Annotated in this window: 23 protein-coding genes and 1 pseudogene; 14 read left to right on the top strand and 10 right to left on the bottom strand. The window is 31.0% G+C overall.

The window, feature by feature from the left end:
- Window positions 1-141: 141 nt before the first annotated feature.
- From BGS40_RS00590 to BGS40_RS00505, 11 genes and pseudogenes are all read left to right on the top strand, one after another.
- Window positions 142-1,488, top strand: coding sequence for a CitMHS family transporter (locus BGS40_RS00590; protein ID WP_087691750.1), 1,347 nt, complete (start codon window positions 142-144; stop codon window positions 1,486-1,488).
- Window positions 1,489-1,671: 183 nt separating this feature from the next.
- Window positions 1,672-3,669 (top strand): OPT family oligopeptide transporter, encoded by a 1,998-nt coding sequence (locus BGS40_RS00585; RefSeq protein WP_079460119.1) that lies wholly within the window; start codon window positions 1,672-1,674, stop codon window positions 3,667-3,669.
- Between the two features lie 73 nt (window positions 3,670-3,742).
- On the top strand, window positions 3,743-4,546 hold the full coding sequence (locus BGS40_RS00580) for an undecaprenyl-diphosphate phosphatase (RefSeq protein WP_002876835.1): 804 nt from the start codon (window positions 3,743-3,745) through the stop codon (window positions 4,544-4,546).
- A gap of 130 nt (window positions 4,547-4,676) precedes the next feature.
- Window positions 4,677-6,485 (top strand): threonine--tRNA ligase, encoded by a 1,809-nt coding sequence (thrS, locus tag BGS40_RS00575; RefSeq protein ID WP_044260760.1) that lies wholly within the window; start codon window positions 4,677-4,679, stop codon window positions 6,483-6,485.
- Window positions 6,482-7,000, top strand: a complete 519-nt coding sequence (gene infC / locus BGS40_RS00570) for a translation initiation factor IF-3 (protein WP_002851726.1) — start codon at window positions 6,482-6,484, stop codon at window positions 6,998-7,000. Before thrS ends, infC begins: the two co-directional genes overlap by 4 nt.
- A 38-nt stretch (window positions 7,001-7,038) precedes the next feature.
- A complete protein-coding gene (locus tag BGS40_RS00565; protein ID WP_096738222.1) occupies window positions 7,039-8,130 on the top strand; it encodes a DNA adenine methylase in 1,092 nt (363 codons plus the stop codon).
- Between the two features lie 39 nt (window positions 8,131-8,169).
- Window positions 8,170-11,611 (top strand): annotated as a pseudogene (locus tag BGS40_RS09550) (S6 family peptidase).
- A gap of 80 nt (window positions 11,612-11,691) precedes the next feature.
- Window positions 11,692-12,720 (top strand): N-acetyl-gamma-glutamyl-phosphate reductase, encoded by a 1,029-nt coding sequence (argC, locus tag BGS40_RS00520; protein ID WP_002857251.1) that lies wholly within the window; start codon window positions 11,692-11,694, stop codon window positions 12,718-12,720.
- Window positions 12,721-12,729: 9 nt separating this feature from the next.
- Window positions 12,730-13,176 carry a GNAT family N-acetyltransferase gene (locus BGS40_RS00515; RefSeq protein WP_002860626.1) on the top strand — a complete coding sequence of 149 codons (447 nt, stop codon included), beginning with the start codon at window positions 12,730-12,732 and terminating at the stop codon, window positions 13,174-13,176.
- A 3-nt stretch (window positions 13,177-13,179) separates the two neighbouring features.
- Window positions 13,180-14,025 carry an acetylglutamate kinase gene (gene argB, locus BGS40_RS00510; protein ID WP_079264061.1) on the top strand — a complete coding sequence of 282 codons (846 nt, stop codon included), beginning with the start codon at window positions 13,180-13,182 and terminating at the stop codon, window positions 14,023-14,025.
- A 3-nt stretch (window positions 14,026-14,028) separates the two neighbouring features.
- Window positions 14,029-15,216 (top strand): aspartate aminotransferase family protein, encoded by a 1,188-nt coding sequence (locus BGS40_RS00505; RefSeq protein ID WP_079480970.1) that lies wholly within the window; start codon window positions 14,029-14,031, stop codon window positions 15,214-15,216.
- A 17-nt stretch (window positions 15,217-15,233) separates the two neighbouring features.
- On the opposite strand, the gene BGS40_RS00500 is transcribed toward BGS40_RS00505, so the two are convergent.
- Complete coding sequence (locus BGS40_RS00500; RefSeq protein ID WP_002874477.1) at window positions 15,234-15,863, bottom strand: protein-L-isoaspartate(D-aspartate) O-methyltransferase; 630 nt, start codon at window positions 15,861-15,863, stop codon at window positions 15,234-15,236.
- 88 nt (window positions 15,864-15,951) lie between these two features.
- On the opposite strand from BGS40_RS00500, the gene BGS40_RS00495 reads away from it, so the two are divergent.
- A complete protein-coding gene (locus tag BGS40_RS00495; RefSeq protein WP_002874478.1) occupies window positions 15,952-16,500 on the top strand; it encodes a gamma carbonic anhydrase family protein in 549 nt (182 codons plus the stop codon).
- On the opposite strand, the gene BGS40_RS00490 is transcribed toward BGS40_RS00495, so the two are convergent.
- The 7 genes from BGS40_RS00490 to BGS40_RS00460 form a co-directional block, all read right to left on the bottom strand.
- On the bottom strand, window positions 16,469-17,842 hold the full coding sequence (locus BGS40_RS00490) for a nicotinate phosphoribosyltransferase (RefSeq protein WP_096738221.1): 1,374 nt from the start codon (window positions 17,840-17,842) through the stop codon (window positions 16,469-16,471). The genes BGS40_RS00495 and BGS40_RS00490 overlap by 32 nt on opposite strands.
- Complete coding sequence (locus tag BGS40_RS00485; protein WP_002851758.1) at window positions 17,829-18,851, bottom strand: ribonucleotide-diphosphate reductase subunit beta; 1,023 nt, start codon at window positions 18,849-18,851, stop codon at window positions 17,829-17,831. The genes BGS40_RS00490 and BGS40_RS00485 overlap by 14 nt, the downstream gene beginning before the upstream one ends.
- Window positions 18,852-18,864: 13 nt before the next feature.
- On the bottom strand, window positions 18,865-19,275 hold the full coding sequence (locus BGS40_RS00480; protein ID WP_002892687.1) for an RDD family protein: 411 nt from the start codon (window positions 19,273-19,275) through the stop codon (window positions 18,865-18,867).
- The gene (pyrE, locus tag BGS40_RS00475) at window positions 19,276-19,884 is read right to left on the bottom strand and encodes an orotate phosphoribosyltransferase (RefSeq protein WP_052803668.1); all 609 of its coding nucleotides are present in this window, start codon (window positions 19,882-19,884) and stop codon (window positions 19,276-19,278) included.
- A gap of 2 nt (window positions 19,885-19,886) precedes the next feature.
- Window positions 19,887-20,450, bottom strand: coding sequence for a ribosome recycling factor (frr, locus tag BGS40_RS00470; protein ID WP_021137781.1), 564 nt, complete (start codon window positions 20,448-20,450; stop codon window positions 19,887-19,889).
- 9 nt (window positions 20,451-20,459) lie between these two features.
- On the bottom strand, window positions 20,460-20,831 hold the full coding sequence (gene secG, locus BGS40_RS00465) for a preprotein translocase subunit SecG (protein WP_052798008.1): 372 nt from the start codon (window positions 20,829-20,831) through the stop codon (window positions 20,460-20,462).
- A gap of 103 nt (window positions 20,832-20,934) precedes the next feature.
- Window positions 20,935-21,630 carry a Bax inhibitor-1/YccA family protein gene (locus BGS40_RS00460; RefSeq protein ID WP_002851668.1) on the bottom strand — a complete coding sequence of 232 codons (696 nt, stop codon included), beginning with the start codon at window positions 21,628-21,630 and terminating at the stop codon, window positions 20,935-20,937.
- A gap of 160 nt (window positions 21,631-21,790) precedes the next feature.
- Between BGS40_RS00460 and BGS40_RS00455 the strand changes: the two genes are divergently transcribed.
- Both BGS40_RS00455 and BGS40_RS00450 read left to right on the top strand, forming a co-directional pair.
- On the top strand, window positions 21,791-22,426 hold the full coding sequence (locus BGS40_RS00455; protein WP_002859401.1) for a carbonic anhydrase: 636 nt from the start codon (window positions 21,791-21,793) through the stop codon (window positions 22,424-22,426).
- Window positions 22,423-24,306 (top strand): mechanosensitive ion channel family protein, encoded by a 1,884-nt coding sequence (locus tag BGS40_RS00450; protein ID WP_087691748.1) that lies wholly within the window; start codon window positions 22,423-22,425, stop codon window positions 24,304-24,306. Before BGS40_RS00455 ends, BGS40_RS00450 begins: the two co-directional genes overlap by 4 nt.
- Before the next feature lie 24 nt (window positions 24,307-24,330).
- Here the strand turns inward: BGS40_RS00450 and BGS40_RS00445 are convergent, their stop codons facing one another.
- Both BGS40_RS00445 and BGS40_RS00440 read right to left on the bottom strand, forming a co-directional pair.
- Window positions 24,331-25,302: an iron-sulfur cluster assembly scaffold protein NifU gene (locus BGS40_RS00445; protein ID WP_002909264.1), complete on the bottom strand. Its 972-nt coding sequence runs from the start codon at window positions 25,300-25,302 to the stop codon at window positions 24,331-24,333.
- Window positions 25,303-25,311: 9 nt separating this feature from the next.
- Complete coding sequence (locus BGS40_RS00440; protein ID WP_096738220.1) at window positions 25,312-26,493, bottom strand: NifS family cysteine desulfurase; 1,182 nt, start codon at window positions 26,491-26,493, stop codon at window positions 25,312-25,314.
- Window positions 26,494-26,639 lie beyond the last annotated feature (146 nt).

Here is a 26,639-nt window from a genome sequence, read left to right as displayed (position 1 = left end):
AAATTATTTTTTTATTCTTGTTTATAATGGTTACATTAGAAAATATATTTTTTTTAAAAAGCTATAAATTTAAACACATATAAGTTGGAGTTAAAATATCCTATTTTATTATCGAATAAAAATGATACAAAAGGATAGGATATGGAAATTTTTTTAGCTTTATTGGGTTTTTTCTCGTTAGGATTGATAGTTTGGCTTTTGCTAAAAGATTATACTACTCCAGCATTAGCTTTTATAAGTGTAAGTATTAGTGTAGCTTGTATTTTACTTATTCTTGAACGGCTTGGTTTTGGCGTGGGTGTAGCTTTAGGGGTTAAAGGAGGTGTTTTTGATATTAAAACATTGGTTGTTTTTATTAAAGATGGAGTCAAAAGCGTAACGGATACGGCAGCTTTGTTTGTTTTTTCTATACTCTTTTTTAGTGTTTTAAATGCAAGTGGTTTTTTTACCAAAATTTTAAATGCATTTTTATCAAAAATGAAAGCTAATGTATATCAAGTTTGCATTCTTACTGTTTTTATTGCTGCTGCTGTACATTTAGATGGTTCGGGTGCTTCTACTTTTCTTATTGTAATACCTGCATTATTACCTATTTATGAGCGTTTAAGTATAAGAAAGACTTCAATGTTATTGATTATTACTTCAGCTATGGGGGTTATGAATGTTATTCCTTGGGGTGGTCCTACTTTAAGAGCGGCTACTAATATAGGAATGGATGCAAATTTGCTTTGGCACCATATTATACCTATTCAGATTGTAGGTTTGGTATTATCCCTTCTTTTGGCAATTTGGATTGCTAAGATAGAAATAAAAAGAGGTGCAGGCGTAGGTAACTTGTCGGGAATAAATTTAAATATAGAAAAAAGCGAACACCATAATGAAAAATGGTTTTGGGTAAATTTACTTGTAACTATTGGGGTTATTGGGCTTTTAATTAGTGGTATTATTCCTAGTTATATTTGCTTTATGATAGGACTTGCAATAATTTTACCGCTTAATTATCCTAATTTGAAAATAGCTAAAAAAGTTTTAGATCGTGCAAGTGGTGGTGCAATGCTTATGTATATTACTTTAATTGGTGCTGGGATATTAATAGGCGTATTTGATAAAAGTGGTATTATGGAGAAAATGGGTGTTTTGATTTTAAATTTCGTTCCAGATTATTTAGGTACTTATATTCCTTTAATAGTAGGGATATTGGCTGTTCCAATGGCAATTATTTTTTGTACGGATTCTTATTTTTATGGAGTGATGCCTATAGTTTTGAGTGTAACTAAGGCTTTTGGTGCTGAACCTTTGACTATAGCTATTATCATGGTGATAGCAAGAAATTGTGCGACATTTATTTCTCCTGTTGTGCCTGCAACTTTGCTAGGTTGTGGTTTAGCAGAGGTTAATATTAGAGATCATATCAAAAGAAGCTTTTTTTATATATGGGGTATAAGTATTATTTGCTTGATTTTTGCTGAGGTAGTTGGGATAATATAATTAAAATAAAAGAACTTTTGATTTTTCAATGATTAGTTCATTGTTTTATGATATTTTTGAGTCAAAAATTTATAAAAATATAAGCGTTTTTTTGTATTATTTTATTTTGCTTTAGAGAAAAATTATAAATTTAAACTTATAAGAATATTTTTTAAGTTGAAAGTAAAATTTTAAAACGGAGAAATGATGTACAAAAAACAAAATTTACCAGAACTTACCTTAAGGGGTTTGGTTTTGGGAAGTATTTTAACTATTATTTTTACAGCTTCAAATGTATATTTAGGGTTAAAAGTGGGACTTACTTTTTCATCATCAATTCCAGCTGTGGTCATCTCCATGGCGGTTTTGAGTCTTTTTAAGACTTCAAATATTTTAGAAAATAATATGGTTCAAACTCAAGCTTCAGCAGCAGGAACTTTATCATCAGTTATTTTTGTTATCCCAGGGCTTTTTATGTGTGGGTATTGGAGTGAATTTCCACTTTGGCAAACTTTTATGATATGTCTTTGTGGTGGCGGACTTGGAGTGCTTTTTACTATACCATTAAGAAGGGCTATGGTGGTTGAAAGCAAGCTTGCTTATCCTGAAGGTAGAGCTGCAGCTGAAATTTTAAAAGTAGCCAATAAAGATCAGAGTAGTAAAAAAGGAAAACAAGGCATTAAAGAAATAGCATTAGGCTCTTTTATAGCTGCTATTTTTAGTTTGTTAAGCAATGGTTTCAAGCTCGCTGCAAGTGAGAGTAATTTTGCTTTTATTTGGAATAAAATGGCTTTTGGTTTTTCTATGGGATATTCTTTGGCACTTTTAGGGGCAGGTTATTTAGTTGGTTTAGCAGGTGCTATAGCTCTTTTTGTAGGTATGTTTTTAGCTTGGGGTATTTTTACTCCCTATCTTTCAAATTTTGAATTCGATAGTGCAAAAAATGCCGTAGATTTAGCTTCTAGTGTATGGAGTTCTAAAGTAAGGCTTATAGGAACAGGAGCTATTGCTATAGCAGCGCTTTGGACTTTAATAGAACTTTTAAAACCCGTTATTGAAGGTATTAAAGAAATTGTTAAAAATGTTAAAATTACTAATCAAGAAAAAAATGAAAGAACAAATATAGACCTTTCTTTAAAAAGTATTTTTATACTTTTTGTTTTAATGGTTGTGGGTTTATTTATTACTTTTTATAGTTTTGTTGAAGATGCTAACTTAAGTATTTATTATCAAATGCTATTTTCATTTGTTGGAACTTTAGTTTCTGTTTTAATAGGTTTTTTTGTTGCAGCAGCTTGTGGATATATGGCAGGACTTGTAGGATCTTCTTCTAGTCCTATTTCTGGAATCGGACTTATTGGTGTTATTATTTCTTCTATTGTTTTTTTGGTTTTAGGTGTGGAACTTTTTCAAGATCCTATGCTTTCTAAATTTGCAGTAGCATTAGCTATTTTTACTACTAGTGTTATTTTAGCTACAGCTGCTATTTCGAATGATAATTTACAAGATTTAAAGACAGGACATTTAGTCGGAGCTACTCCTTGGAAACAACAAGTTGCTTTACTTGTAGGCTGTGTTTTTGGTGCTTTGGCTATAGTTCCTGTTTTAAATTTGCTTTATCAAGCCTATGGTTTTGTCGGAGCAATGCCAAGAGAAGGTATGGATGCTTCATCAGCTTTAGCAGCACCGCAAGCAAATTTAATGAGTACTATCGCCCAAGGAATTTTTCATCACAATATAGAGTGGGGTTATATGGCTTTTGGTGTATTTGTAGGAATTTTAATGATTATTATAGATAAAATTTTAAAAGGAACACAGAAAATGTCTTTGCCGCCTTTAGCCGTTGGAATAGGTATTTACCTTCCACCTGCTGTAAATATACCTTTAGTTATAGGTGGAATTTTAAAATATATTGTAATGCAATACTTGACTAAAAAATATGCAAAAAATTCTCATAAAGAAGAAAAACTTGCAAGTTGTGAGCAAAGAGGCACGCTTTTTGCTTCAGGGCTTATAGTGGGTGAAAGTATTTTTGGGGTAATTATCGCAGGAATTACTGTATTTTCAGTAAGTATGGGTGGTAGTGAAAATCCTTTAGCTTTAAATTTAGCAAATTTTCATGATAGCGAGCTTTTCGCACTTATCTTTTTTGTGGGAGTTGTATTATATTTCATTAAGCGTATTGTTAAAAAAGATGCTTAATTTTTGGGGTTAAAACCCCATTTAATCCATTCTGATATAATTTTTCTTTTGCAATTATCATTCAAGGATTAAAATGGAAAATTTATATGCTTTAATACTTGGAATTATAGAAGGTCTGACTGAGTTTTTACCTATTTCTTCAACAGGACATATGATTTTAGGTACGACTATTTTAGGTATCGATATAGATGAGTTTTGGAAAAGCTTTTTGATTATTATCCAGCTTGGTTCTATTTTGGCGGTCATTTTTGTATTTTGGCGTAAATTGTTTCAAGGGCTTGATATTTGGTTAAAACTTGCAGTGGGATTTTTTCCTACTGGAGTTATAGGGCTTTTTGTGGCAAAATACTTAAATGCTTTATTTAATGGTTGGGTTGTGGTTGGAATGCTCATTTTTGGCGGTGTTGTGTTCATTCTTATAGAACTTGCGCATAAAAATAAACAATATCGTATCAATTCTTTAGAAGAAATAAGTTTTAAACAAGCTTTTTGCATAGGTATTTTTCAATCTTTAGCCATGATTCCTGGTACTTCAAGAAGTGGAGCAAGTATTATTGGTGGACTTTTGCTAGGATTTAATAGAAAAGTTGCGGCTGAATTTAGCTTTTTACTTGCTATTCCAACGATGATTATCGCTACAGCTTATAGCATTTATAAAGAGCCTGAGCTTCTTAGCAATGCAAATTCTTTAATTCCTTTAGGCATTGGTTTTATCACTGCTTTTATTGTTGCAGTTTTAGTTATAAAATTTTTCTTAAAATTTATTTCTAAATTCGACTTTACCCCTTTTGGAATTTATCGTATTATTTTAGGATTTGTTTTCTTTTATTTGTATTATAGTGGGATTTTAAATGCTGGAAGTGAATTTAAGCTATAAATAAATATTAAATTTATTCTAAGATTTTTTTAAAAATAAGCTGAATTTCAAAAATAATTAAGTCTTAGAAAGTTAAAATTAGAACTTTATAAACACTCACAGGGTAAGTGAGCGACAAAGGGTTAAAAATATGGAAAAAGAAGTTATTGCGTATTTGGACAATGAGACAATAATTGACTCTCAAAGTGTGAAAAATACAAATTTAAAAGAAATTTATTTTGATAATTCTAAAGAAAGTTTAGAAGTAATCCGTCATTCTTGTGCGCATTTAATGGCACAGGCGATTAAGAGTTTGTATCCTGAAGCTAAATTTTTCGTTGGTCCTGTTATAGAAGATGGATTTTATTATGATTTTCGTGTGGAAAGTAAGATTGGCGAAGAAGATTTAGTAAAAATTGAAAAAAAGATGAAAGAGCTTGCTGAAGCAAAGATTGAAATTTCAAAATATGAAATCACAAAAAGCGAAGCTTTGGCTAAATTTCAAAATGATGATTTAAAACAAGAAGTTTTATTGCGTATTCCTGATGGAGCTGTAAGTATTTATAAACAAGGTGAATTTGAAGATTTGTGTCGTGGTCCTCATGTGCCAAATACGAAATTTTTACGCTTTTTTAAACTCACTCGTGTTGCAGGAGCATATTTGGGTGGCGATGAAAAAAGAGAAATGCTTACTCGAATTTATGGAACTGCTTTTGCAGATAAGGAAAGTTTAAAAGAGTATTTAACCATTATTGAAGAAGCTAAAAAACGCGATCATAGAAAGCTTGGAACAGAGCTTAAGCTTTTTACTTTTGATGATGAGATCGGAGGAGGTCTTCCTATTTGGTTGAGTAATGGTGCAAGACTTAGATCTAAACTTGAACATATGCTTTATAAAATTCATCGTTTACGTGGTTATGAACCTGTGCGCGGGCCTGAACTTTTAAAAGCAGATGCATGGAAAATCAGCGGGCATTATGCAAACTATAAAGAAAATATGTATTTTACACAAATTGATGAACAAGAATATGGCATTAAGCCTATGAACTGTGTGGGGCATATTAAAATTTATCAAAGTGATGTAAGAAGTTATCGTGATTTGCCTTTGAAATTTTTTGAATACGGCGTGGTGCATCGTCATGAAAAAAGTGGGGTTTTGCATGGACTTTTTAGAGTGAGAGAATTCACTCAAGATGATGCACATATTTTTTGTATGCCAAGTCAGATTAAAGAGCAGGTTTTAGAAATTTTAGCTTTTGTGGATAATTTGATGAAATTATTTGATTTTAGCTATGAAATGGAAATTTCAACTAAACCTGAAAAAGCCATAGGTGATGATGAAATTTGGGAAGTAGCGACTAAGGCTTTAAAAGAAGCTTTAGATGAACAAGGTTTAAAATACGGTATTGATGAAGGTGGCGGGGCTTTTTATGGGCCAAAGATTGATATTAAAATCACCGATGCTTTAAAAAGAAAGTGGCAATGCGGAACCATACAAGTAGATTTTAACCTGCCAAGTCGTTTTAAACTTGAATACACTGATAGTGATAATGAAAAAAAACAACCTGTAATGTTGCATCGTGCGATTTTAGGTTCTTTTGAAAGATTTATAGGAATTTTAACCGAGCATTGTGCGGGTGAGTTTCCATTTTTTATCGCACCAACTGCGGTGGGTATAGTGCCAATAGGCGAAGCACATATTGCTTACGCAAAAGAAATTCAAAAAGAATTATTAGAGCTTAATATCGATAGCGAGGTGTATGAAAAAAATGAGAGCTTAAGTAAGAAAATTCGTATCGCTGAAAAACAAAAATTACCTATGATTTTAGTTTTAGGCGATGATGAGGTGGCAAAGCGTAGCGTTGCTTTAAGAGATAGAAGAGCTAAAGAACAAAAAAATCTTAGCTTGGACGAATTTATTAAATTAGTTAAGGAGAAAATGAGTGAGGTACACTTTTGAGTAAAGAAAAAGAAGTATTGCTCAATGAAGAAATAAGAGCGGATGAAATCAGATGTGTTGGCGATGATGGCAAAGTTTATGGTATTATCAGTAGTGATGAAGCTTTAGAAATTGCAAATCGTTTAGGACTTGATCTTGTAATGATAGCTGCAGATGCTAAGCCACCTGTTTGCAAGATCATGGACTATGGTAAATTCCGTTATCAACAAGAGAAAAAACAAAAAGAAGCAAAGAAAAAACAAAAAGTGATTGATATAAAAGAAATCAAACTTTCTGTAAAAATTGCTCAAAATGATATTAACTACAAGGTGAAACATGCTTTAGAATTTTTAGAACAAGGTAAGCATGTGAGATTTCGTGTGTTCTTAAAAGGACGTGAAATGGCAACTCCTGAAGCAGGTGTAGCTTTGCTTGAAAAAATTTGGACTATGATAGAAAATGAAGCTAATCGTGACAAAGAGCCAAATTTTGAAGGTCGTTATGTAAATATGCTTGTAACTCCAAAAAAAGCTTAATCCACTTTTGTGGATAAGGCTTTTAAAGGTTTTAAATTTTGAAAGAAAATCCTTCTTTTTTAAAAGAGCAAATTATAACTTATCTTGGAAATAAAAGAGCACTTTTAAGTTTTTTAAATAATGGCTTTAAGGTAGCTAAAAAAGAACTTGGTAAAGATAAATTTAGTTTTTGTGATATATTTAGTGGCTCAGGTGTTGTAAGTCGTTTTGCAAAAGCACACTCAAATTATATTTTAGCTAATGATTTAGAAGATTATTCAAAACTCATCAATGAGTGTTATCTTGCTAATAAAGACAAAGATTTACTTCAAAATATCAAAAAGTATTATAAAAATTTAATCCAAAATTTAGATTTTCAAAAAGGTTTTATCAGTGAGCTTTATGCTCCAAAAGATGATGATGATATTAAAAAAAATGAAAGGGTTTTTTATACTTTTAAAAATGCTTTATATCTTGATACTATAAGGCAAAAAATCGAAAATGAAATTCCAAAAGAATTGAGGCATTTCTTTATAGCTCCTTTGATTTATGAAGCTAGTGTGCATTCAAATACTAGTGGGGTTTTTAAGGGTTTTTATAAGGGTAAGGATGGCATCGGAAAATTTGGTGGCGAAGGACAAAATGCACTTAAACGCATTAAAGGAGAAATAGAGCTTAAAATGCCTATTTTTTCAAATTTTTCTTGTGAATTTGAAGTGATGCAAAAGGATGCAAATATGCTTGCAAAAGAACTTGATTTTTTTGATGTAGCGTATCTTGACCCCCCTTATAATCAGCACCCTTATAGTTCTAATTATTTTATGCTAAATTTAATTGCAAATTATAAAAAACCTGAAGAAATTTCTAAAATCAGTGGCATTCCAAAGGATTGGAACCGCAGTACTTTTAATAAGTCAAAATTTGCCCAAGATGCTTTATTTGAACTTATTAATGATTTAAAAGCAAGAGTGATTTTACTTTCTTATAATTGTGAAGGTTTTGTAAAAAAAGAAATTTTTTTAAAGCGTTTAAGTACTCTTGGAAAATGCCGGATTTTAGAACAAAAATATAATACTTTTAGAGCTTCTCGCAATCTTAAAAATCGTAATATCCATCTTCATGAACAACTTTATATTTTAGTTAAAAATTAAATTTTGTGCTAAAATTATATTTATAAAAAGGAGGGATTTATGAAGCTAAAATTATCTTTTTGTGCATTAATGGCATTTGGTTTTTCTAACTATCTTTTTGCTTCAGCTATTGATCCAAAGTTATTTTCAAGAATATCTTGATTTTGCCAGTAATAAAGGCAAATTTCAAGTAGGTCAAAGTAGCTTTGAAATTTTAGCAAAAAATCCTAGTCAAAATATCTCTTTTAATGTGCCTATGATTGATTTTTCTACTTCAAATCGTGGAGGAAAATTCCAAGGAGAATTTACCAATATAGGACAATCTTATATAGTCAGTGCTTCTCATATGAGTACAAGTTCAAATACCGGAAAGTAAATAAAAGTTATGTGAAACAAGGTAGTGTTTTACCTTTGGAGGTGTAGCAAATAGAATCGTAAGCTCAAGTGATAATTTTACTTATAAAAAAGAAAATGTGGATTTTACTGTTTTAAAAATGAGTAAGATTAGTCTCAATAAAAGTGCAAATTTAAGTAAAGATTTAAATCTTATTGAAAAAGATTCTAGCGATGGTGGAGATATTTATGAATACAAGGATCCATTTTGGGATAGTTGCCAAAGTAGAAAAAAGGTAAAGGCAAGCTTTTTGATAGTTCGCGTTATGAGTACTTTGCAAGAGAGGGAAGTGGTATTGTAGCTTTAGGTTTTGAAGATACAAATAAAGTACCCATTAAGATTTTTGATTCTAATGAAATCAATTTAGGAGGTTTTGTCAGTTTAACTCCTAAAAATACTGAAGATAAGCGTTTTAAGTTGCAATTTCTTCATTATACCAATGATAAAAGAAATTCTTTTACAAGTTCTTCAATATCCTGGGATTCTGGAAGTGGAGTTTATGTTTATGATAAGATGGATAAAAATGGTATTTAGTGGGTGTGGTAAGTACGAGTAATTGTAATGTCCATTTTACTATGGATATACTTGTTTACAGGTTGATTATGCTTTGATCAATCAAGTAAAGATCAATGAATTTTAAAATGCTCATAAAATAGTCATAGGATCTGGAACTTATACACTTAGTAGCGATGGTTCGGTGAAAGATGGTAAAAAAATAGAAAATGTAAGTTTGATTTCTAAGATTAATGTGGGTTATGTAAGCTATAAAAATTCTTTTGATGATAAAAATAATTGTGATAAGAGAATTGAAGAAATGCAAAATAGCAAGGATTTGTATTTTTCTCAAAATGGAAGTATAAATTTAAATAGCGATGTGGATTTAGGCGCTAGTGTTTTAAATTTGATAAAAATTCAAATTGGCAAATAACAGGCGATAAATGGCTTATACATGGCGGAATTTATGCTGATAAGGGTTCAAGGTAGAATATAATGTTAAAACCAAAAAAGATGATTTTCTTTATAAAATGGGCGAAGGAGAGCTTGTTGTCAAAAGTCAAAGTGTGGATACAGGACTTAGAATGGGTGAGGGCAAGGTAAGTCTCGAGGGTGAAGGTTTAAGTTTTGGCGAAATTTATATGAATGGCAGAACTTTGGATTTATCAGGCTTAACATTAAATTTTGATCAAATTAAAACTAACTCTAATAATGTTTTTATCACAAGTTCTTAATCAGGAATACATTTAAATTTAGAAAACAAGCAAGATTATCTTTATCATGGCAATATCTTTTCAGATGAAGCTATAACAATGAGTGCCAATACAGACAAAGCTTTGATTTTTGATGGTAATATTTACAATAAAGAAGGTGTTTTTAGGGCAGAAAATGCCAATAAATTTTCAAGGACATGCTAGAATACACGCTTATGTAGCAAAGAACAAGCTAAAAAACTTCAAAACATGGTTTAAGTGTTTTAACTAAGCCTGTAAGTTTTACACAAGAAGATTGGGAAGATAGGGTTTTTGTTTTAAAAGAGCTTAATTTAGAAAAAAGCGAGTTTTATTTAGGGCGTAATGTAAGCTTAAAAGTAGAAAACCTTAATGCTAAAAATTCCAAAATAGAGCTTGGAAGTAAAAATTTGTGGATCGATGAAAAAGATGGGGAAAATATTATTGATAAGACTGATGATTATTCTTATGGAGATGTTGTATAAACAGGAGTTGGCAAAGAAATGGCTTTTGAGCAAAAGCTTTAAAATACCCAAAATACTAAGATAGAAAAGGTTTATTTTAGTGTAAATTTAAATCTTGATCATTCTGATGTTACTTTCAAAACACAGTTTTTAGTGGTAATATCAAAGGTATCAATGATACGCAAAAAAAATCTTGCGATTAAAGATTCTTTGCTTGAGTCTCATATACAAATGAGCAATCTTCAAGTAGAAAAAAGTGCTATTTATAGGAAAGTTGATGCAAAAAAATTAAGTGCAAATAATACAATATTTAAAATCAATGTGGATTTTGAAAATTCTAAAGCAGATTATATTAATTCTAAGGAAAGCACACAAGGAGTAAATAATACTTTAGTATTAATTTTTCTTAATAATCCTAGTAAAAAGCGGGTTTAAATATCTTACTAGCTCATTTAAAAGATGAAAATAAACATTTAACAAAGGAATTTTTTACTATGCCAAATGTGAGCAAGGTTTTAGTACGTATACCCCAAATGTTGTTTTTTCTCATAATGAGGAAAATTTTGCCCAGAGTGGAATTTAGAAAAAATTGATTCTAAGATTAAAGATGAATATTTTTTTACTAATGATAATACTCAAGCTATTGTAAAAACTAAATCTATACTTGCTCAAGCTATTTTAGGCTCCATGATAGAATGGAATAATATGCATAAAAGAATGGGGGAATTACGCAATAATCCTTATGAAAGTGGTGTATGGTTAAGAATTTTTGGATGGGGTACGAGTGATGAGTATAATAGTGGAAAATACTTTGAAATTCAAAGCGGACATGATAAATTAAACGAGTATTCGAATTTCGAGCTTTACAGTGGAGTAAGGTTTTTATAGTGATTTTGTTTTAGATATATTTATTATCAAAATGAAATAAATGCAAATTTTATTCCAGGAAATCAAGGTAGATTAGATGATAATGATGGTTCGCATAATATTATCTTAAGTGCTGAGTTAGGTTATAGAAAAGCTTATGATAAATTTTATCTTGAGCCGAGTTTGGAATTTATCAGTGGTTATGTAGGAGCTATGGATCTAAAAGGAGATATTGCTAGTTTAAAACGATTTTCTTATATTCCTTTAGTCGTAAAAACAGCATTTTTCATAGGAAGTCAAAATTAAAATTTAAATTTTAGAACAGGACTTGGTTTGTATGCGGATCCGATTAAAGCAGGAGATCAAATCTTGGAGGATCAAGCAAGTCAGAGAAGATATGAAGGAAAAAAGATCAAAGAATGTTTATAAATTTAGGAAATGATTATAAGCTTAACGATAAAACACGCTTTAGTTTTGAATTTGAAAAGACATTTTTTGGCGATTTAAATGTAGATTGGAGTGCAAATGCTAATTTAAGATATAGTTTTTAAATAAAAAATAATTTAAAAATTGTATTTTTATTTTAAGCTTTTTTGTTTATAATACTTGCTTTTACATTTAAAGGATAAAGATGAAAATAAAAGTTGGGATTTTAGGAGCGAGTGGTTATGCGGGAAATGAACTTGTTCGCATTTTGCTTAATCATCCCAAGGTTGAAATTTCTTATTTGGGTTCGAGTTCTAGCGTGGGGCAAAATTATCAAGATCTTTATCCTAACACCCCTTTAAATTTATGTTTTGAAAATAAAAATTTAGATGAACTTGAACTTGATCTTTTGTTTTTGGCTACTCCGCATGAATTTAGTGCTAAACTTTTAAATGAGAATTTATTAAAAAAGATGAAAATCATTGATTTAAGCGCGGATTTTCGTCTTAAAAATCCTAAAGATTATGAGCTTTGGTATAAATTCACTCATCCTAATCAAGAGCTTTTGCAAAATGCGGTTTATGGACTTTGTGAGCTTTATAAAGAAGAGATAAAAAAAGCAAGTTTAGTGGCAAATCCAGGTTGTTATACCACTTGTTCTATCTTAAGTCTTTATCCGCTTTTTAAAGAAAAGATCATTGATTTTAGCTCAGTTATTATTGATGCAAAAAGTGGAGTAAGTGGAGCAGGAAGAAGTGCAAAGGTGGAAAATCTTTTTTGTGAAGTTAATGAAAATATCAAAGCTTATAATTTAGCTTTGCATCGCCATACTCCTGAAATTGAAGAGCATTTAAGCTATGCAGCCAAAAAGAAAATCACTCTACAATTTACCCCTCATCTTGTGTCTATGCAAAGAGGAATTTTAATCAGTGCTTATGCAAATTTAAAAGAGGATTTGCAAGAACAAGATATACGCGATATTTATACAAAATACTATCAAAACAATAAATTCATAAGGCTTTTACCGCCGCAGTCGCTTCCGCAGACTCGGTGGGTTAAATCAAGCAATTTTGCGGATATAAATTTTAGTGTAGATCAACGCACAAAGCGTGTTATTGTGCTTGGTGCTATTGATAATTTAATCAAAGGTGCAGCAGGACAAGCTGTTCAAAATATGAATTTAATGTTTGATTTTGATGAAGATGAAGGACTTAAATTCTTTGCAAATTTGTAAAGGATAAAAATGTTAATACGAGCTATGCAAAAAAGCGATTATGAAGCCGTTTATAAGCTTTGGTGTGAGATAAAAGGCTTTGGGATAAGAAGCATTGATGATAGCAAAGAAAATATAGAAAATTTTTTAGATAGAAACCCAAATCTTAGCGTTGTAGCAGTGATTGATGAAGAAATTGTAGGAAGTATACTTTGTGGGCATGATGGACGCACAGGAGGATTTTATCATGTATGTGTACATAAAGATCATAGAAAAAAGGGCATAGCGCACGAGATGACAAAATTTTGTCTTGAGGCTTTAAAAGCTCAAAAAATCAATAAAATCGCCCTGATCGCTTTTAAAAACAATGATTTAGGCAATGAGTTTTGGAAACATTATGGTTTTACTTTAAGAGAAGATGCGAATTATTACGATCTTTCTTTAAATGAGTATAATCAAACTAGCTTTAATGCTTAAGGAATGATCATGCAAAAATATTTAGAAAAAGCTAATGTCTTAATCGAAGCTTTGCCTTATATACGCAAATTTAATTCTAAGATTATACTTATAAAATACGGCGGATCAGCTATGGAAAATGAAGAGCTAAAGCATTGTGTGATGCAAGATATAGCTCTTTTAAAACTCGTGGGTTTAAAGCCTATTATTGTACATGGTGGGGGAAAAGATATTTCTGCTATGTGTGAAAAATTAGGCGTAAAGAGTGAGTTTAAAAACGGTCTTAGGGTTAGTGATAAAGCCACTACTGAAGTAGCCAGCATGGTTTTAAATCATATCAATAAAAATTTAGTCCATAGTTTGCAAAATTTAGGAGTTAAAGCCATAGGGCTTTGTGGTAAAGATGGCGCGCTTTTAGAATGTGTGAAAAAAGATGAAAATTTAGCTTTTGTTGGCACGATACAAAAGGTAAATTCGAAAATTTTAGAAGAGCTTTTAGAGAAAGATTTTTTACCTATCATTGCTCCTATTGGCATGGATGAGGATTTTAATACTTATAATATTAACGCTGATGACGTAGCTTGTGCGATCGCCAAGGCTTTAAGGGCTGAAAAACTTGCTTTTTTAACCGATACCGCAGGGCTTTATGAGGATTTTAGTGATAAAAATTCTTTGATTTCTAAAATTAGCCTTGAACAAGCTAAAATTTTAGCTCCTAAAATAGAAGGTGGTATGCATGTAAAATTAAAATCCTGTATTGATGCTTGTGAAAATGGAGTCAAAAAGGTGCATATTTTAGATGGACGCGTGAAGCATTCTTTATTGCTTGAGTTTTTTACTGATGAAGGTATAGGCACTTTGGTGGGTTAAAGGATGAAAATGGATTATAAAGAACAAAGTCATATTGTCCCTACTTATAAGCGTTTTGATATAGTTTTAGAAAAAGGGCAGGGGGTTTATCTTTTTGATGATAAGGCTAAAAAATATCTTGATTTTTCAAGTGGTATAGGTGTTTGTGCTTTAGGATATAATCATGCTAAATTTAATGCTAAAATCAAAGCTCAAGTGGATAAACTTTTACATACTAGCAATTTATATTATAATGAAAACATAGCCGCTGCAGCTAAAAATTTAGCCAAAGCTAGTGCTTTAGAGCGTGTTTTTTTTACAAATTCTGGTACAGAAAGTATAGAAGGAGCGATGAAAACAGCTAGAAAATACGCCTTTAACAAAGGTATTAAGGGTGGACAATTTATCGCTTTTAAGCATTCTTTTCATGGGCGTACTTTAGGGGCTTTATCGCTTACTGCTAATGAAAAATATCAAAAGCCTTTTAAACCTTTAATTTCAGGGGTTAAATTTGCAAAATATAATGATATTTCAAGCGTTGAAAAACTGGTGAATGAAAAAACTTGTGCCATTATCTTAGAAAGCGTGCAAGGAGAAGGTGGAATAAATCCTGCAAATAAAGATTTTTACAAAGCCTTAAGAAAGCTTTGCGATGAAAAAGATATATTATTAATCGCTGATGAAATTCAATGTGGCATGGGTAGAAGTGGAAAATTTTTTGCCTATGAGCACGCACAAATTTTGCCTGATATCATGACTTCAGCTAAGGCCTTAGGTTGTGGGCTTAGTGTGGGTGCTTTTGTAATAAATCAAAAGGTAGCAAGCAATTCTTTAGAATCAGGCGATCATGGTAGTACTTATGGTGGAAATCCTTTAGTTTGTGCAGGAGTGAATGCAGTTTTTGAAATTTTTAAAGAAGAAAAAATTTTAGAAAATGTCAATAAACTCACGCCTTATTTAGAGCAAAGTTTAGATGAGTTGATAAATGAATTTGATTTTTGTAAAAAACGCAAAGGCTTAGGGTTTATGCAAGGGCTGAGTCTTGATAAAAGTGTAAAAGTAGCTAAGGTCATTCAAAAATGTCAAGAAAATGCACTTTTATTAATAAGTTGCGGGGAGAATGATTTGAGATTTTTACCTCCTTTGATTTTACAAAAAGAACATATTGATGAAATGAGTGAAAAGTTAAGAAAGGCTCTAAAGAGTTTTTAATAAATTTTGTAAAAAATTTATTCTTTTCCATCTACTATAGGCACAAATAAACATTCTTCTAAAATTTCTTTTTGTAAATTTGTGCCATTTTTTCTAAGGCGTGTGATGAATTGTTTGCCATTGTGTAAAATAGGAGCGACTAAAATACCGTCATCGCTTAATTGATCAAGTAAAATTTCAGGAATTTGTGTCGCATAAGCAGAAAATAAAATCCTATCATAAGGAGCATAATTTTTCCAGCCATTTTGTCCATCATCAAATTTTACATTGATATTAAAAAGTTCTAATTCTCTGAAAGTTTGAGCGGCTTTTTTGGCTAAATTTTCTATGCGTTCTATGGTAAAAACACGCCTTATGACTTTGCTTAAAATCGCAGCTTGATAGCCACTTCCACAACCTATCTCTAAAATACTATCAGCATTTTTAAAATCTAAAGCCATAGTCATTTTAGCTACAGTTAAAGGTGAACTAATCCATTGAGAATTTGCTAAAGGCAAAGCATCAAGGCGATAAGCATGGGCTTTTAAAGGAGAAAAAATTTCACGTGGAATTTGACAAAAAGCATTAAAAAGTTCTTCATTGATAAAAACTTTTTGTGCAATTTCTTCAGCCATATTTTGACATCTTTTTTGTTCAAATGTGTTCATTACTTCTCCTATAAATTTAAATAAAAATTGTAACTAAAAAAGTTGAAATAGAGTTAAACTTAGCTATACTTAAATAAAAAGGAAAAAAATGCTTATAAAATTTAAAAATCATAGTCCCAAACTAGGTCAAAATGTTTTTGTTGCAGAGGGCGCTAAAATCATAGGAGAAATAGAAATAGGAGATGAAAGTAGTATTTGGTTTAATTGTGTTTTAAGAGCCGATGTTAATTTTATAAAAATTGGCAAAAGAACTAATATTCAAGATCTTAGCACGGTACATGTTTGGCATAGGGAATTTGATAAAAAAGGAAAGTTAAAAGATGCTGGTTTTCCTACGATAATAGGAGATGATGTAACTATAGGACATAATTGCGTTATACATGCTTGTGTGATAAAAAATCGTGTTTTAATCGGAATGAATGCTGTTATCATGGATAGTGCTTTGATAGAAGAAGATAGCATAGTGGGTGCTGGAAGCGTTGTAACAAAGGGTAAAAAATTTCCGCCACGCTCTTTGATACTTGGGAATCCTGCAAAATTTGTGCGTGAATTAAATAATGAAGAAATAAACTTTCTAAAACAATCCGCTTTAAATTATGTGGATTTTAAAAACGAGTTTTTAAAAGATCTTCAGTGATATTTTGAAGTTTAGGCGAGAGTTTTACTTCAAATTTCACAAAACGATCAAGATCTAAAAAATTCTCATCGAGTTTTGAAATTTGCTCTTTTGTATAATCTTGAATAGTATTTAAAGATGACTTTTTAAGAAGTCTTTTTTCTTTGTAGACTAATTCTAAAAGTTCTTTGCGTTCTAAATTTTCATCTTGATTTGGGTTTTCGTCAAAAACATAAAGTTCATCAAAAAGGATTTTTTGCGTGTTTTTATCATAAACCCTAAAAAGCTTTTTAAAATGAGGTAGGGTTGATTTTTCGTTATTTTCGCTGATTTTGATTTTAGGTTTTATGCCTTGATCTTCTAAGGCTGCGAGTTTATAAACGCAACTAAAAATAGGATCGCTTGAAGCAGTGATCAATCTTTCACCTACACCAAAGATATCAATAGGTGCATTTTGTTCTTTGAGTTTTTTAATACTCCATTCATCAAGGGCGTTAGAAACTATGATTTTACATTTTTGAAGTCCTGCTTGATCAAGTTCTTGTCTGATTTTCAAACTCAACTTAAGTAAATTTCCAGAATCTATTCTGACACCGCCTTCTTGGATACCAAATTCTTTAAAAACTTTAATCGCATTTTTAAGTCCGCTATTTAGACAATCATAAGTATCGATCAAAAAAACAGGATTTTTTGGATAAATTTTCACATAAGCTTTAAAAGCTTCAAGTTCATTTTCAAACATTTGCACCCAAGAATGTGCCATAGTTCCATTGATAGGGATATTATAAATTTTTCCTGCTAAAGTACAAGCACTTCCTATGCAACCTCCTATAAAAGCTGCTCTTGCTCCTTTTAAGGCTGCTTCACTTCCTTGTGCTCTGCGTGAACCAAATTCTAAAATTTTACTGTCTTTAGCTGCACGCACGATACGATTGGTTTTGGTAGCAATAAGGCTTTGGTGGTTTAAACTTAAAAGTAAAAAAGTTTCTAAAAGCTGTGCTTCTATAGTTGTAGCTTTAACGCAAAGTAAAGGTTCGTTTGGAAAAATCACTTCTCCTTCACGCATGGCATAAATTTCACCTTTAAATTTAAAGCTGGCTAAAAAATCTAAAAATTCTGTATCAAAAATACCTTGTTTTCTTAAAAATTCTATATCTTCTGTATCAAAACTCAAATTTTCAACAAAGTCTAAAATATCTTCAAGACCTGCAAAAATAGCAAAAGAACCTGAATCTGGAATTTTTCTAAAAAATATATCAAAATAACAAATTTGATCTTTTTTATTGTTTTTGAAATAGCCTTGAGACATTGTAAATTCATAAAAATCACAAAGCAAGGCTAAAGAAGTTTTAGAAGTCATCAAAGCTTATACTACCCTTAGAATAATTCGTTACTTTGCTTTCAAAGAAATTGCTCTTTTGATCGTTAAATTTTGAAAAATCATCTACCCATTTAATAGGATGTTTTGCATTGTATAACTTATCTAAATTGATCGCGCTTAATCTTTGATCTACAAGATAATGGATATATTCTTCTATGATATCATCAGTAAAGCCCATGATTTGATTTTGAGTGATGTATTTACCCCATTTGATCTCAAGATCTCCAGCTTTTTTAAACATATCATAAATTTTATTGATATTTTCATCATGGAATAAATCAGGTCTTTCTTTGCGTACTGAATTGATCATATTTTGAAATAATAAAAGATGTGTGATTTCATCTCTTTGGATAAAGCGGATCATTTGTGCTGAACCTAGCATTTTTCCTGCACGTGCAAGTGCGTAAATGGCAGTAAAACCACTATAAAAATATACTCCTTCTAAAATTTGATTTGCCACCATAGCCAAAAGGAGTTTATTATCATCTACATCGCCTGCTAATTCTTCATAAATGCTTGAAATAAAGTCATTTTTTTCACGCAAAGTTTCATCATGCTTTTCCATTTCATAAATCAAATCTGTATTATCGCAAATCGCTTCTACCATAACAGCGTAAGATTTTGAATGGTTTGCCTCTTCATAAGCTTGGCGTGCTAAAACCGCATTGATTTCAGGAGCTGTGATGTAAGGATTGATATTATCTGCTAAATTATTGGTTTGAAAACTATCCATAGAAATAAGCTGACTCCAAACCAAATCATACATTCTTTTTTCACCTGCAGTTAAATTACAGCGATAATCAAGTGCATCTTTAGTTGTATCCACTTCTTTTGGAAACCAAGTATTTGCCTCCATTAAATCCCAAAGTTTTAAAGCCCAAGTATATTTTGCCTTAGTGAAATTTAAAATTCCATGTGGGTTACCATCAAAAACTTTACGATCTCCTAGGGTTTCGTTTGAGCTTGGATTGTAAATTCTTTTTCTTTGCATTTTTAACCTTTCTTTATGCTTTGGTAGCTATACAACTTTGAGTTAAAATATCGTGTAAATTTAAACGATCTTTTCTTACAAAACTGACAAATAAACCAAAGAGTAAGCCAAAACTTATAATAAATATCACATATCTTAGTAAAATTCTAAGAAAACTTAGTTTCTTTCCCGTTTTTATATCAATAAGATATAAATCATATGCTTTAAGACCTGGGCTTTGTGCCTTTTTTGTTAAAAAAATAGCTTGAATCAAGCCAAATAAAAAAGTACATAAAGTTGTGATAAAATGGTTGTTTAAAAAAGCTTCTTTAGAGCCTAATAGAAAATAAAATAAATACAAAATAGGAATATAAATAAGAAAAATATCTATAAGCAAAGCTCTAAATCTTAGCCATCTAGAGCTAATTTTTGCTTTAGTTTTCATTTAATTTCCACGACTTCCTGGTTTTATAGCTTTACTCCCTTTTTTACAAAGTGGACAATTTGTTTCATCATAAATTTCAAATTCAAAATTTCCTAGAGTAAAGAGTGGTAAATTTTCAGGTAATTTCGCATTATCTTTTCTTGGAGATTTTAAATTTTCTACTGCACAAAAACCACGATTTGCCAATGCTGCAAAACCTACAACAATACCACCTAAACTTTCAATGATTTTTGCACTCTCTAAAGCACTACCACCTGTAGTAATGATATCTTCACAAATTATAAATTTTTCACCCTTTTTTACTTCAAAACCACGTCTTAAAGTCATTTCTTTATTTACTCTTTCAGTGAAGATAAAACGTTTACTACAAGCTCTTGCAAGCTCATAACCTGCTAAAATTCCACCTAAAGCAGGAGAACAAATGTTATCAAATTCTATCTTATAGCTTGCAATAATCTTTGCAAGTTCATCACAAAGTTTTGCTGCTAATTTTGGATCCTCTAAAACTTTTGCACTTTGAAGATAAAACTGCGAATGTTTGCCTGAACTTAGTAAAAAATGCCCTTCTAAATAAGCACCACAATCTTTATAAATTTGCTCTAAATTCATCGTTAAACCTTTAAAAGTTCACTTTCTTTGTTTTTTACACTCTCATCAATTTTTGTTGTATAGGTGTCGGTAAGTTTTTGCACTTCATCATAAGCTTTTTTTGCTTCATCTTCGCTTATTGCCTTATCTTTTTCTAGTTTTTTAACTGCATCGTTGGCATCTTTGCGTATATTTCTTATAGAAACTTTTGCCTTTTCACCCATAGCTTTAGCTTGTTTTACATTTTCTTCTCTTTGCTCTCTAGTCATCGGAGGGAAAAATAATTTTACACTTTCGCCGTCATTGTTTGGATTTACACCGATATTTGCAGCTGCAATAGCGCTTTCTATGGTTTTTAGTAAAGGTTTTTCCCAAGGAGTGATGCTAATAGTTGAAGCATCACTTGCTAAAACAGTTGCTACTTGATTTAAAGGAGTTTGAGTTCCATAATAATCCACTGTAATATGATCTAAAATATGGGTATTAACTTTTCCAGTTCTTAAAGTGGTGAAGTCTTTTTTTAAGGCTTCTAAAGATTTTTCACTTTGGGTTTTTTGTTTGTTAAAAATTTCATTTAGCATTATCATTTCCTTTAATTATTTACTTGAATTAACATCGCTTGGAAGTTGTGGTGCACTTGGAGCGATAGAATTTGTGTTTGGGGTAGCAGGCACAATAGGAGCACTTGGAATAGTAGTATTGTTGTTTTCTACTTTAATTTTCTCTGCTAGAGAGTCTTTGCTAACTTTATTGTATAAATAACCAAGACCAATAGTATTTGCAATAAGTAAAATTCCCATAACAAAGGTAAATTTTGCCAAAAATCCAGCTGGTCCTTTGGCGCCAAATAAACTTTCATTGCTTCCACTATAAGCTCCAAGTCCTATACTTGAACTTTTTTGAAGTAAAACTGCTATACAAATAACTACAACGATGATAAATTGTAAAATGATTAAAAGAGTGATCATTGAAAATTCCTAAAAGTTAATTTTTAAATGATTATTTTAGCTAAATAAAACTTGAAAAGTTTTGAAACTTGAAAAGTTTTTGTGAGAAAAATCCCACAAAAATTTATCTGCTATTGAAGCTTCTTAAGATATTAAGTAAAGATACGAAAAGATTAACAAAATCAAGATAAAGTGCTACTGCACCTTCGATTGGAGTTTCATAATTTCCGCGGATAATATTCTGCGTATCATAAAGAATGTAAAATGAAAATAATATTGCAGCTACTGCTGAAATAGCTAGATTAACTATACTGCTTTGGAAGAAAAGGTTTAGTAAAGATGCTGCTACAATAACGATCAATACTATAAATAAAGCTTTGCCCATAACAGTAAAATCTTTTTTTGTATTCATAGCAAATACGCTAAGTCCTGCAAAAGCAACCGTTGTTAAAGCAAAAGCTTGAGCGATGATAATTCCTCCAGCTGGTAGAGCTAAAACTGAAATAAGCAAAGGTGTAAGAGTTAAACCTGAGCAGAAAGTAAAACCAAAAAGTAAAACAAGATTTAATGGAGCCTCTCTTTTTTTCCATTGCAAAGCAAATAAAAGTCCGATTTCAACAGCAAAAAGGATCCAAAAAGTTACTTGTGATTGTATAAAAAATGATGCTAAAGCAAAAATTCCTACATACGCACCTACTGTTGCAGCTAATAATGAAGCAGCAAAAAGTTGATAAGTTTGTTTAATAAAAATACTTAATTCGCTTGAGCGTGTATTTTCAAATTCTTTTGATCTTGAGTAGTCTCTATCATAAAGACTCATAAAATTCTCCTTGCAAAATTGTTAGATTTTTTAAAATCTTGAGTGAAATCTAACATATTAGACTAAATAAAAAGTTAATTTATATAATATCTATATGATTAAATGAAATCTTTGCTGAAATTTTGTTATAATTTCAAGATTTTAGTTTCAGGTTGGTTTTATGGAAAATCTTATTAGTGGTGCGATTAAGTTTATGCAAGAAGACTTTAAGGAGCATGAAGAACTTTTTGAAAGTCTAAAAAATAAGCAAAATCCCCATACTCTTTTTATAGGTTGTTCTGATTCTAGAGTAATTCCAAATTTGATCACTAATACGGGTCCAGGTGAGCTTTTTGTAATACGAAATATTGCAAATATAGTTCCACCTTATCGCATTGGGGAAGATTACTTAGCGACAACTTCAGCAATAGAGTATGCTTTAAATTCATTGCATATTAAAAATATCGTCGTTTGTGGCCATAGTAATTGTGGAGGTTGCAATGCTCTTTATTATTCTGATGAAGAGTTAAATAAAATTCCTAATGTGAAAAAATGGCTTACTATGTTAGATCCGATAAAAAAAGATGTAATGATTTTTGCAAGAGACGATTTGGCTATGCGTTCATGGCTTACAGAAAAATTAAATTTAGTAAATTCTTTGCAAAATATACTTACTTATCCAGGCGTGCAAGAAGCTTTAGATGAAGGAAAAATAGAAGTACATGCTTGGTATTATATTATAGAGACAGGTGAAATTTATGAGTATGATTTTAAAGCAAAAATTTTTACTTTAATACAGGATAGGAAAGTTCAATGAAGAAAATTATTTTTAGTTTATGTTTTTTTATTTTATACCTTGGAGCACAAGAATTTAAATTTATTGATGCGAATATTAGTAAAGAGGATGAAGGAATTTATGCTTTAGTTGAAAAATATGTTGATCTTAACAATCAAATTAAAGAATTTAAGAAAAACAATGATGAAAATTCAAGCACTTTTAATGGTATTTTAAGTGAATTTGAAAAAGACAAAAAGACTATTTTAGCAAAAATACCCGATATGATAGTAGGACAAAAGATTAATGAAGAGGCAGTGGCTAGATTTTTAAAAGCAAAAGAAAAATTACTAGATGTTCAAAAAAAGAATATTAATAAGCCTTATATTTATACAGATGCCACTCTTAATCTAGTTTATTTTAATATTGTGGAAAGTTTTTATTCTTCTTTGTTTGAAGTGGAAAAACTTTTTAAAAATACAGCAAGCAGTGAAGATTTGATTGCTACTGTTGATAAGGCAATGGAAAATTTACAAAATTCTTCTAATGTTAATTTAGATAGTTTTAAAAGCAAAATTACAAATCCAGAAGAATTAGAAAAAATTACCCTAAAAGAAAGATATATCAGTAATGCTGTAGATTCTTATTCTGAAATTCTTAAGTATTTACGCTCAAATGCAGATTTGCTTGAAAGTAATTATATTTTTTCATTACTCGAGCTTCAAGTTTGGATAGATCGTATAAATGAGGCAATTGGGGTAAGTTTTGTTAATATCGGAAAAATAGTAATTTCTGCTTTGGTTTTAGTATTTTTTACATCTTTAAGACGTTTTTTTGCAAATATAGTATATTTTTTCCTTGTTCAGTTTTTTTATAGAAATAAAAATGATGTAGATGATATTAAAGTCATTTTTATTGAGAATATTAAAAAACCCGTAGGCTTCTTGTTGATTGTCTATGCTATTTCTCTTTGTCTTACTATAGCAACTTATCCTGCACCTTTGAGTGTAAATTTAAGTAATTTTTTTCATATAGTTTATGCAGTTTTAATTGCATGGCTTATTTTAAGAATGCTTGATGGTTATGGCGTGGTATTGGTTTCTAAACTTGCTCAAAAAAGTGGAAAAAAAGAAGTTGTAAATTTAATTATTAAAATTTTATATTTTGTCATTATTATTATAGCTTTATTATATATTCTTGCTCAACTTGGTTTTAATATTTCGGCTATTATTGCATCTTTGGGAATTGGTGGTTTAGCTGTTGCTTTAGCGGCGAAAGATATCATTGCAAATTTCTTTGCTTCTATACTCTTACTTTTTGATAATAGCTTTAATCAAGGAGATTGGGTAGAGGTTTCAGGCATAGAAGGAACAGTGGTTGAAACAGGACTTAGAAAAACTACTATTAGAACTTTTGATAATTGTCTTGTATTTTTACCAAATTCAACTATTATGGGAGCTAATATCAAAAATTGGAGTAAAAGACGCATGGGTCGCCATGTTAGAATGTATTTGGGTGTTGGTTATGATGCTACTCCTGAAAAACTAGAACAATGCGTAAAAGATCTAAGAGAATTTTTGCATACAAGTGATTTAGTAGCTCACGATGAGGATAGCGCATTAAAATATGGCGATCATACAACAAAATATCGTCAAAATCTTGTATCTATTAATGATTTAGAAGGCTATAAAAATGCTTGTTATGTGGCTTTAAGTGAATTTGCAGATAGTAGTATTAATATAGAGCTTTATTTTTATACCAAAGAAATAGGCGGAAAAGATTTTAGAGAAGCTAGACAAAGTTTAATGCTTGAGTTTATGCGTATAATTGAAAAAAATGGTTTAACTTTTGCTTTCCCAAGTCGTAGTATTTATATAGAAAATTTACCACCCCTTGATTTGCAAGCAAAAGCTATAAAATAGCAAGGATTTTATCTTGCTATTTTATTAAACCGGCATAACGCGTATATTTGGACTTAATTCTTCTTGTAAAATTGTTTCAATAGCATAAAGTGTTGCGCCACTTCCACTAGAACAACCGCTACAAGCACCAAGATAACGAATATAAACATCAATTGCTGTACCTTCAGCCTTTTGTATATCAATCACTTCCAAATCTCCACCATCATTATGAAGCATAGGGCGAATTTCAGCATCTAAAACACTCTCAACCGCTTTTAATTGTCCCACTACGGTCATTTCATCAAAAGCCACATCGCTTTTCATTGTATTTTTGAGTTTTTCTCTATCTATTTCAGCTCTAGTTTCAGCTAAAATATCTACAAGGTAATAATCTCTTTTTTCATGTCCGCCTGGTTTGATACAGGATTTACAAAAAGCACCCGCTTTAGTGTATTGTGTGATTTCTTCTACGCTATGCAAATCATTAAGTTTAATCACTTCTTTAATAGTTCCAAGACTTACCCTAGCACATTCACAAACTATAATTTGATCTTCAAAATCTTCAGGACTTATGCCTTTATAATGTGCTGCTGCTTGTTTGATTACATCATAAGCCATAACCGAACAGTGCATTTTTTGAGGTGGAACAGCTGGAGTTTCTGGATTATCACGCATAGCAAATTCCACATCTAAATTTGTGATTTTTACTGCTTCATCTACAGTTTTTCCTATACAAAGATCCACCATAGTATCACTACTTGCTATAGCTGTACCACAACCAAAACTTTTAAATTTTGCATCGATAATTTTATCAGTTTTTTCATCTACAAGCCAAAAAAGTCTTACCGCATCGCCGCAACTTTCTGCGCCAAAATCAGCTACGATCAATTTTGCATTGCGTGCTTTAGCATCTTCTTCACTAAATTCTCCCATATGTTGAGGATTATTCATTCTATCTTGAACTTTTTGTGAATACTCATCCCAAATGGATCCACCAATTAAACTATTTTTTCCCATTTTTCATCCTTATTTGTAATTATTTGGATTATAAGCATAAGTACAAGAAATTGCTCTTAATCTCTGTGTTGCATTTTTAATTTGTTTTGCTGCATAATCAATTTCTTCTTCAGTGTTAAAACGTGACAAAGAAAGCCTTAAAGCTGTATGCGCTAAATCATGCTCCGCACCGATAGCTTCCATAATAGGATTGCTTTCTAAAGCTTCACTTGCACAGGCTGAGCCCGTACTTGCAGCTATACCATTTTTATTTAAATCCCAAAGCATTGCTTCGCCTTCAACTCCTTTAATACTTGCTAAGATTGTATTAGGCACACGGTGTTCCCTTTTTCCAACTACTGTTGTATCAGGCAAGGCTAAAATTTGATCTTCTAGTTTATCTCTTAAACGGCGTATATGAGAATCTTCAAAATCAAGCATAGTATTTGCAATACGCAAAGCCTCGCCCATAGCCACTATATAAGGTACATTTAAAGTTCCGCTTCTACGACCACCCATGTGTTCTCCACCGTGTAAAAGTGGAGTAAGCTTAAGTCCTTTTTTTATAAAAAGTCCACCCACACCCTTTGGTCCATGAAATTTATGTGCCGAAAATGAAGCAAAATCAACTCCTACTTGAGTTAAATTAACCTTTATTTTACCTACTGCTTGAGTAGCATCTGTATGAAAAAGAGCACCAAATTCATGCGCAAGTTCTGCCATCGCTTTAATATCAAAAATCATACCTGTTTCATTATTTGCCCACATAACACTTACAAGTGCTGTTTTATCGCTAATCACTTTACGCAAATCTTCTACAGTAGAAACTCCTTCTTCGTTTACAGGAAGTTCTATGACTTTTACTCCAAGACTTTTTAAAAAATGAGCAGCAGCAGCAACAGCAGGGTGTTCTACGCTAGAAACAATCACTTCATTGCGCTCTCTATCTAAAATATGATCAAAATACACACCCTTAAGCACCCAGTTAATGCTTTCTGTCGCACAGGAGGTTATAACTATGTCATCTAAGTCATTTGCTCCAAGCCCTGCATAAAGTTTATCTAAAGCTTCTCTTAAAGCAGGATGTGTTGCGCTTCCATATTGATGAAGGCTATTTGGATTTCCATATATATCCTTTAAAAAAGGTAGCATCAACTCATAAGCATTAGGATCAAGCATTGTCGTTGCGTTGTTATCTAAATATACTTTCACTTTAAAATCCTTAATTTATCCTTAATTTTAATTAGGATATTTTTTATCTTTATTTGAAAACGGATAATAACAAAAATTTATAAAAATTAGGTTAAAAATTATAACAAAAATAAAATGCTAAAGTAAAATTTTAAAGTGAAATATTT

Origin of the sequence: Campylobacter sp. 107 (genome assembly GCF_002383835.1) — a bacterium.
GTDB classification, from domain to species: domain Bacteria; phylum Campylobacterota; class Campylobacteria; order Campylobacterales; family Campylobacteraceae; genus Campylobacter_D; species Campylobacter_D jejuni.
Note: the sequence above shows the minus strand (reverse complement) of the source record. Positions and strands in the feature narration are given on the sequence as shown.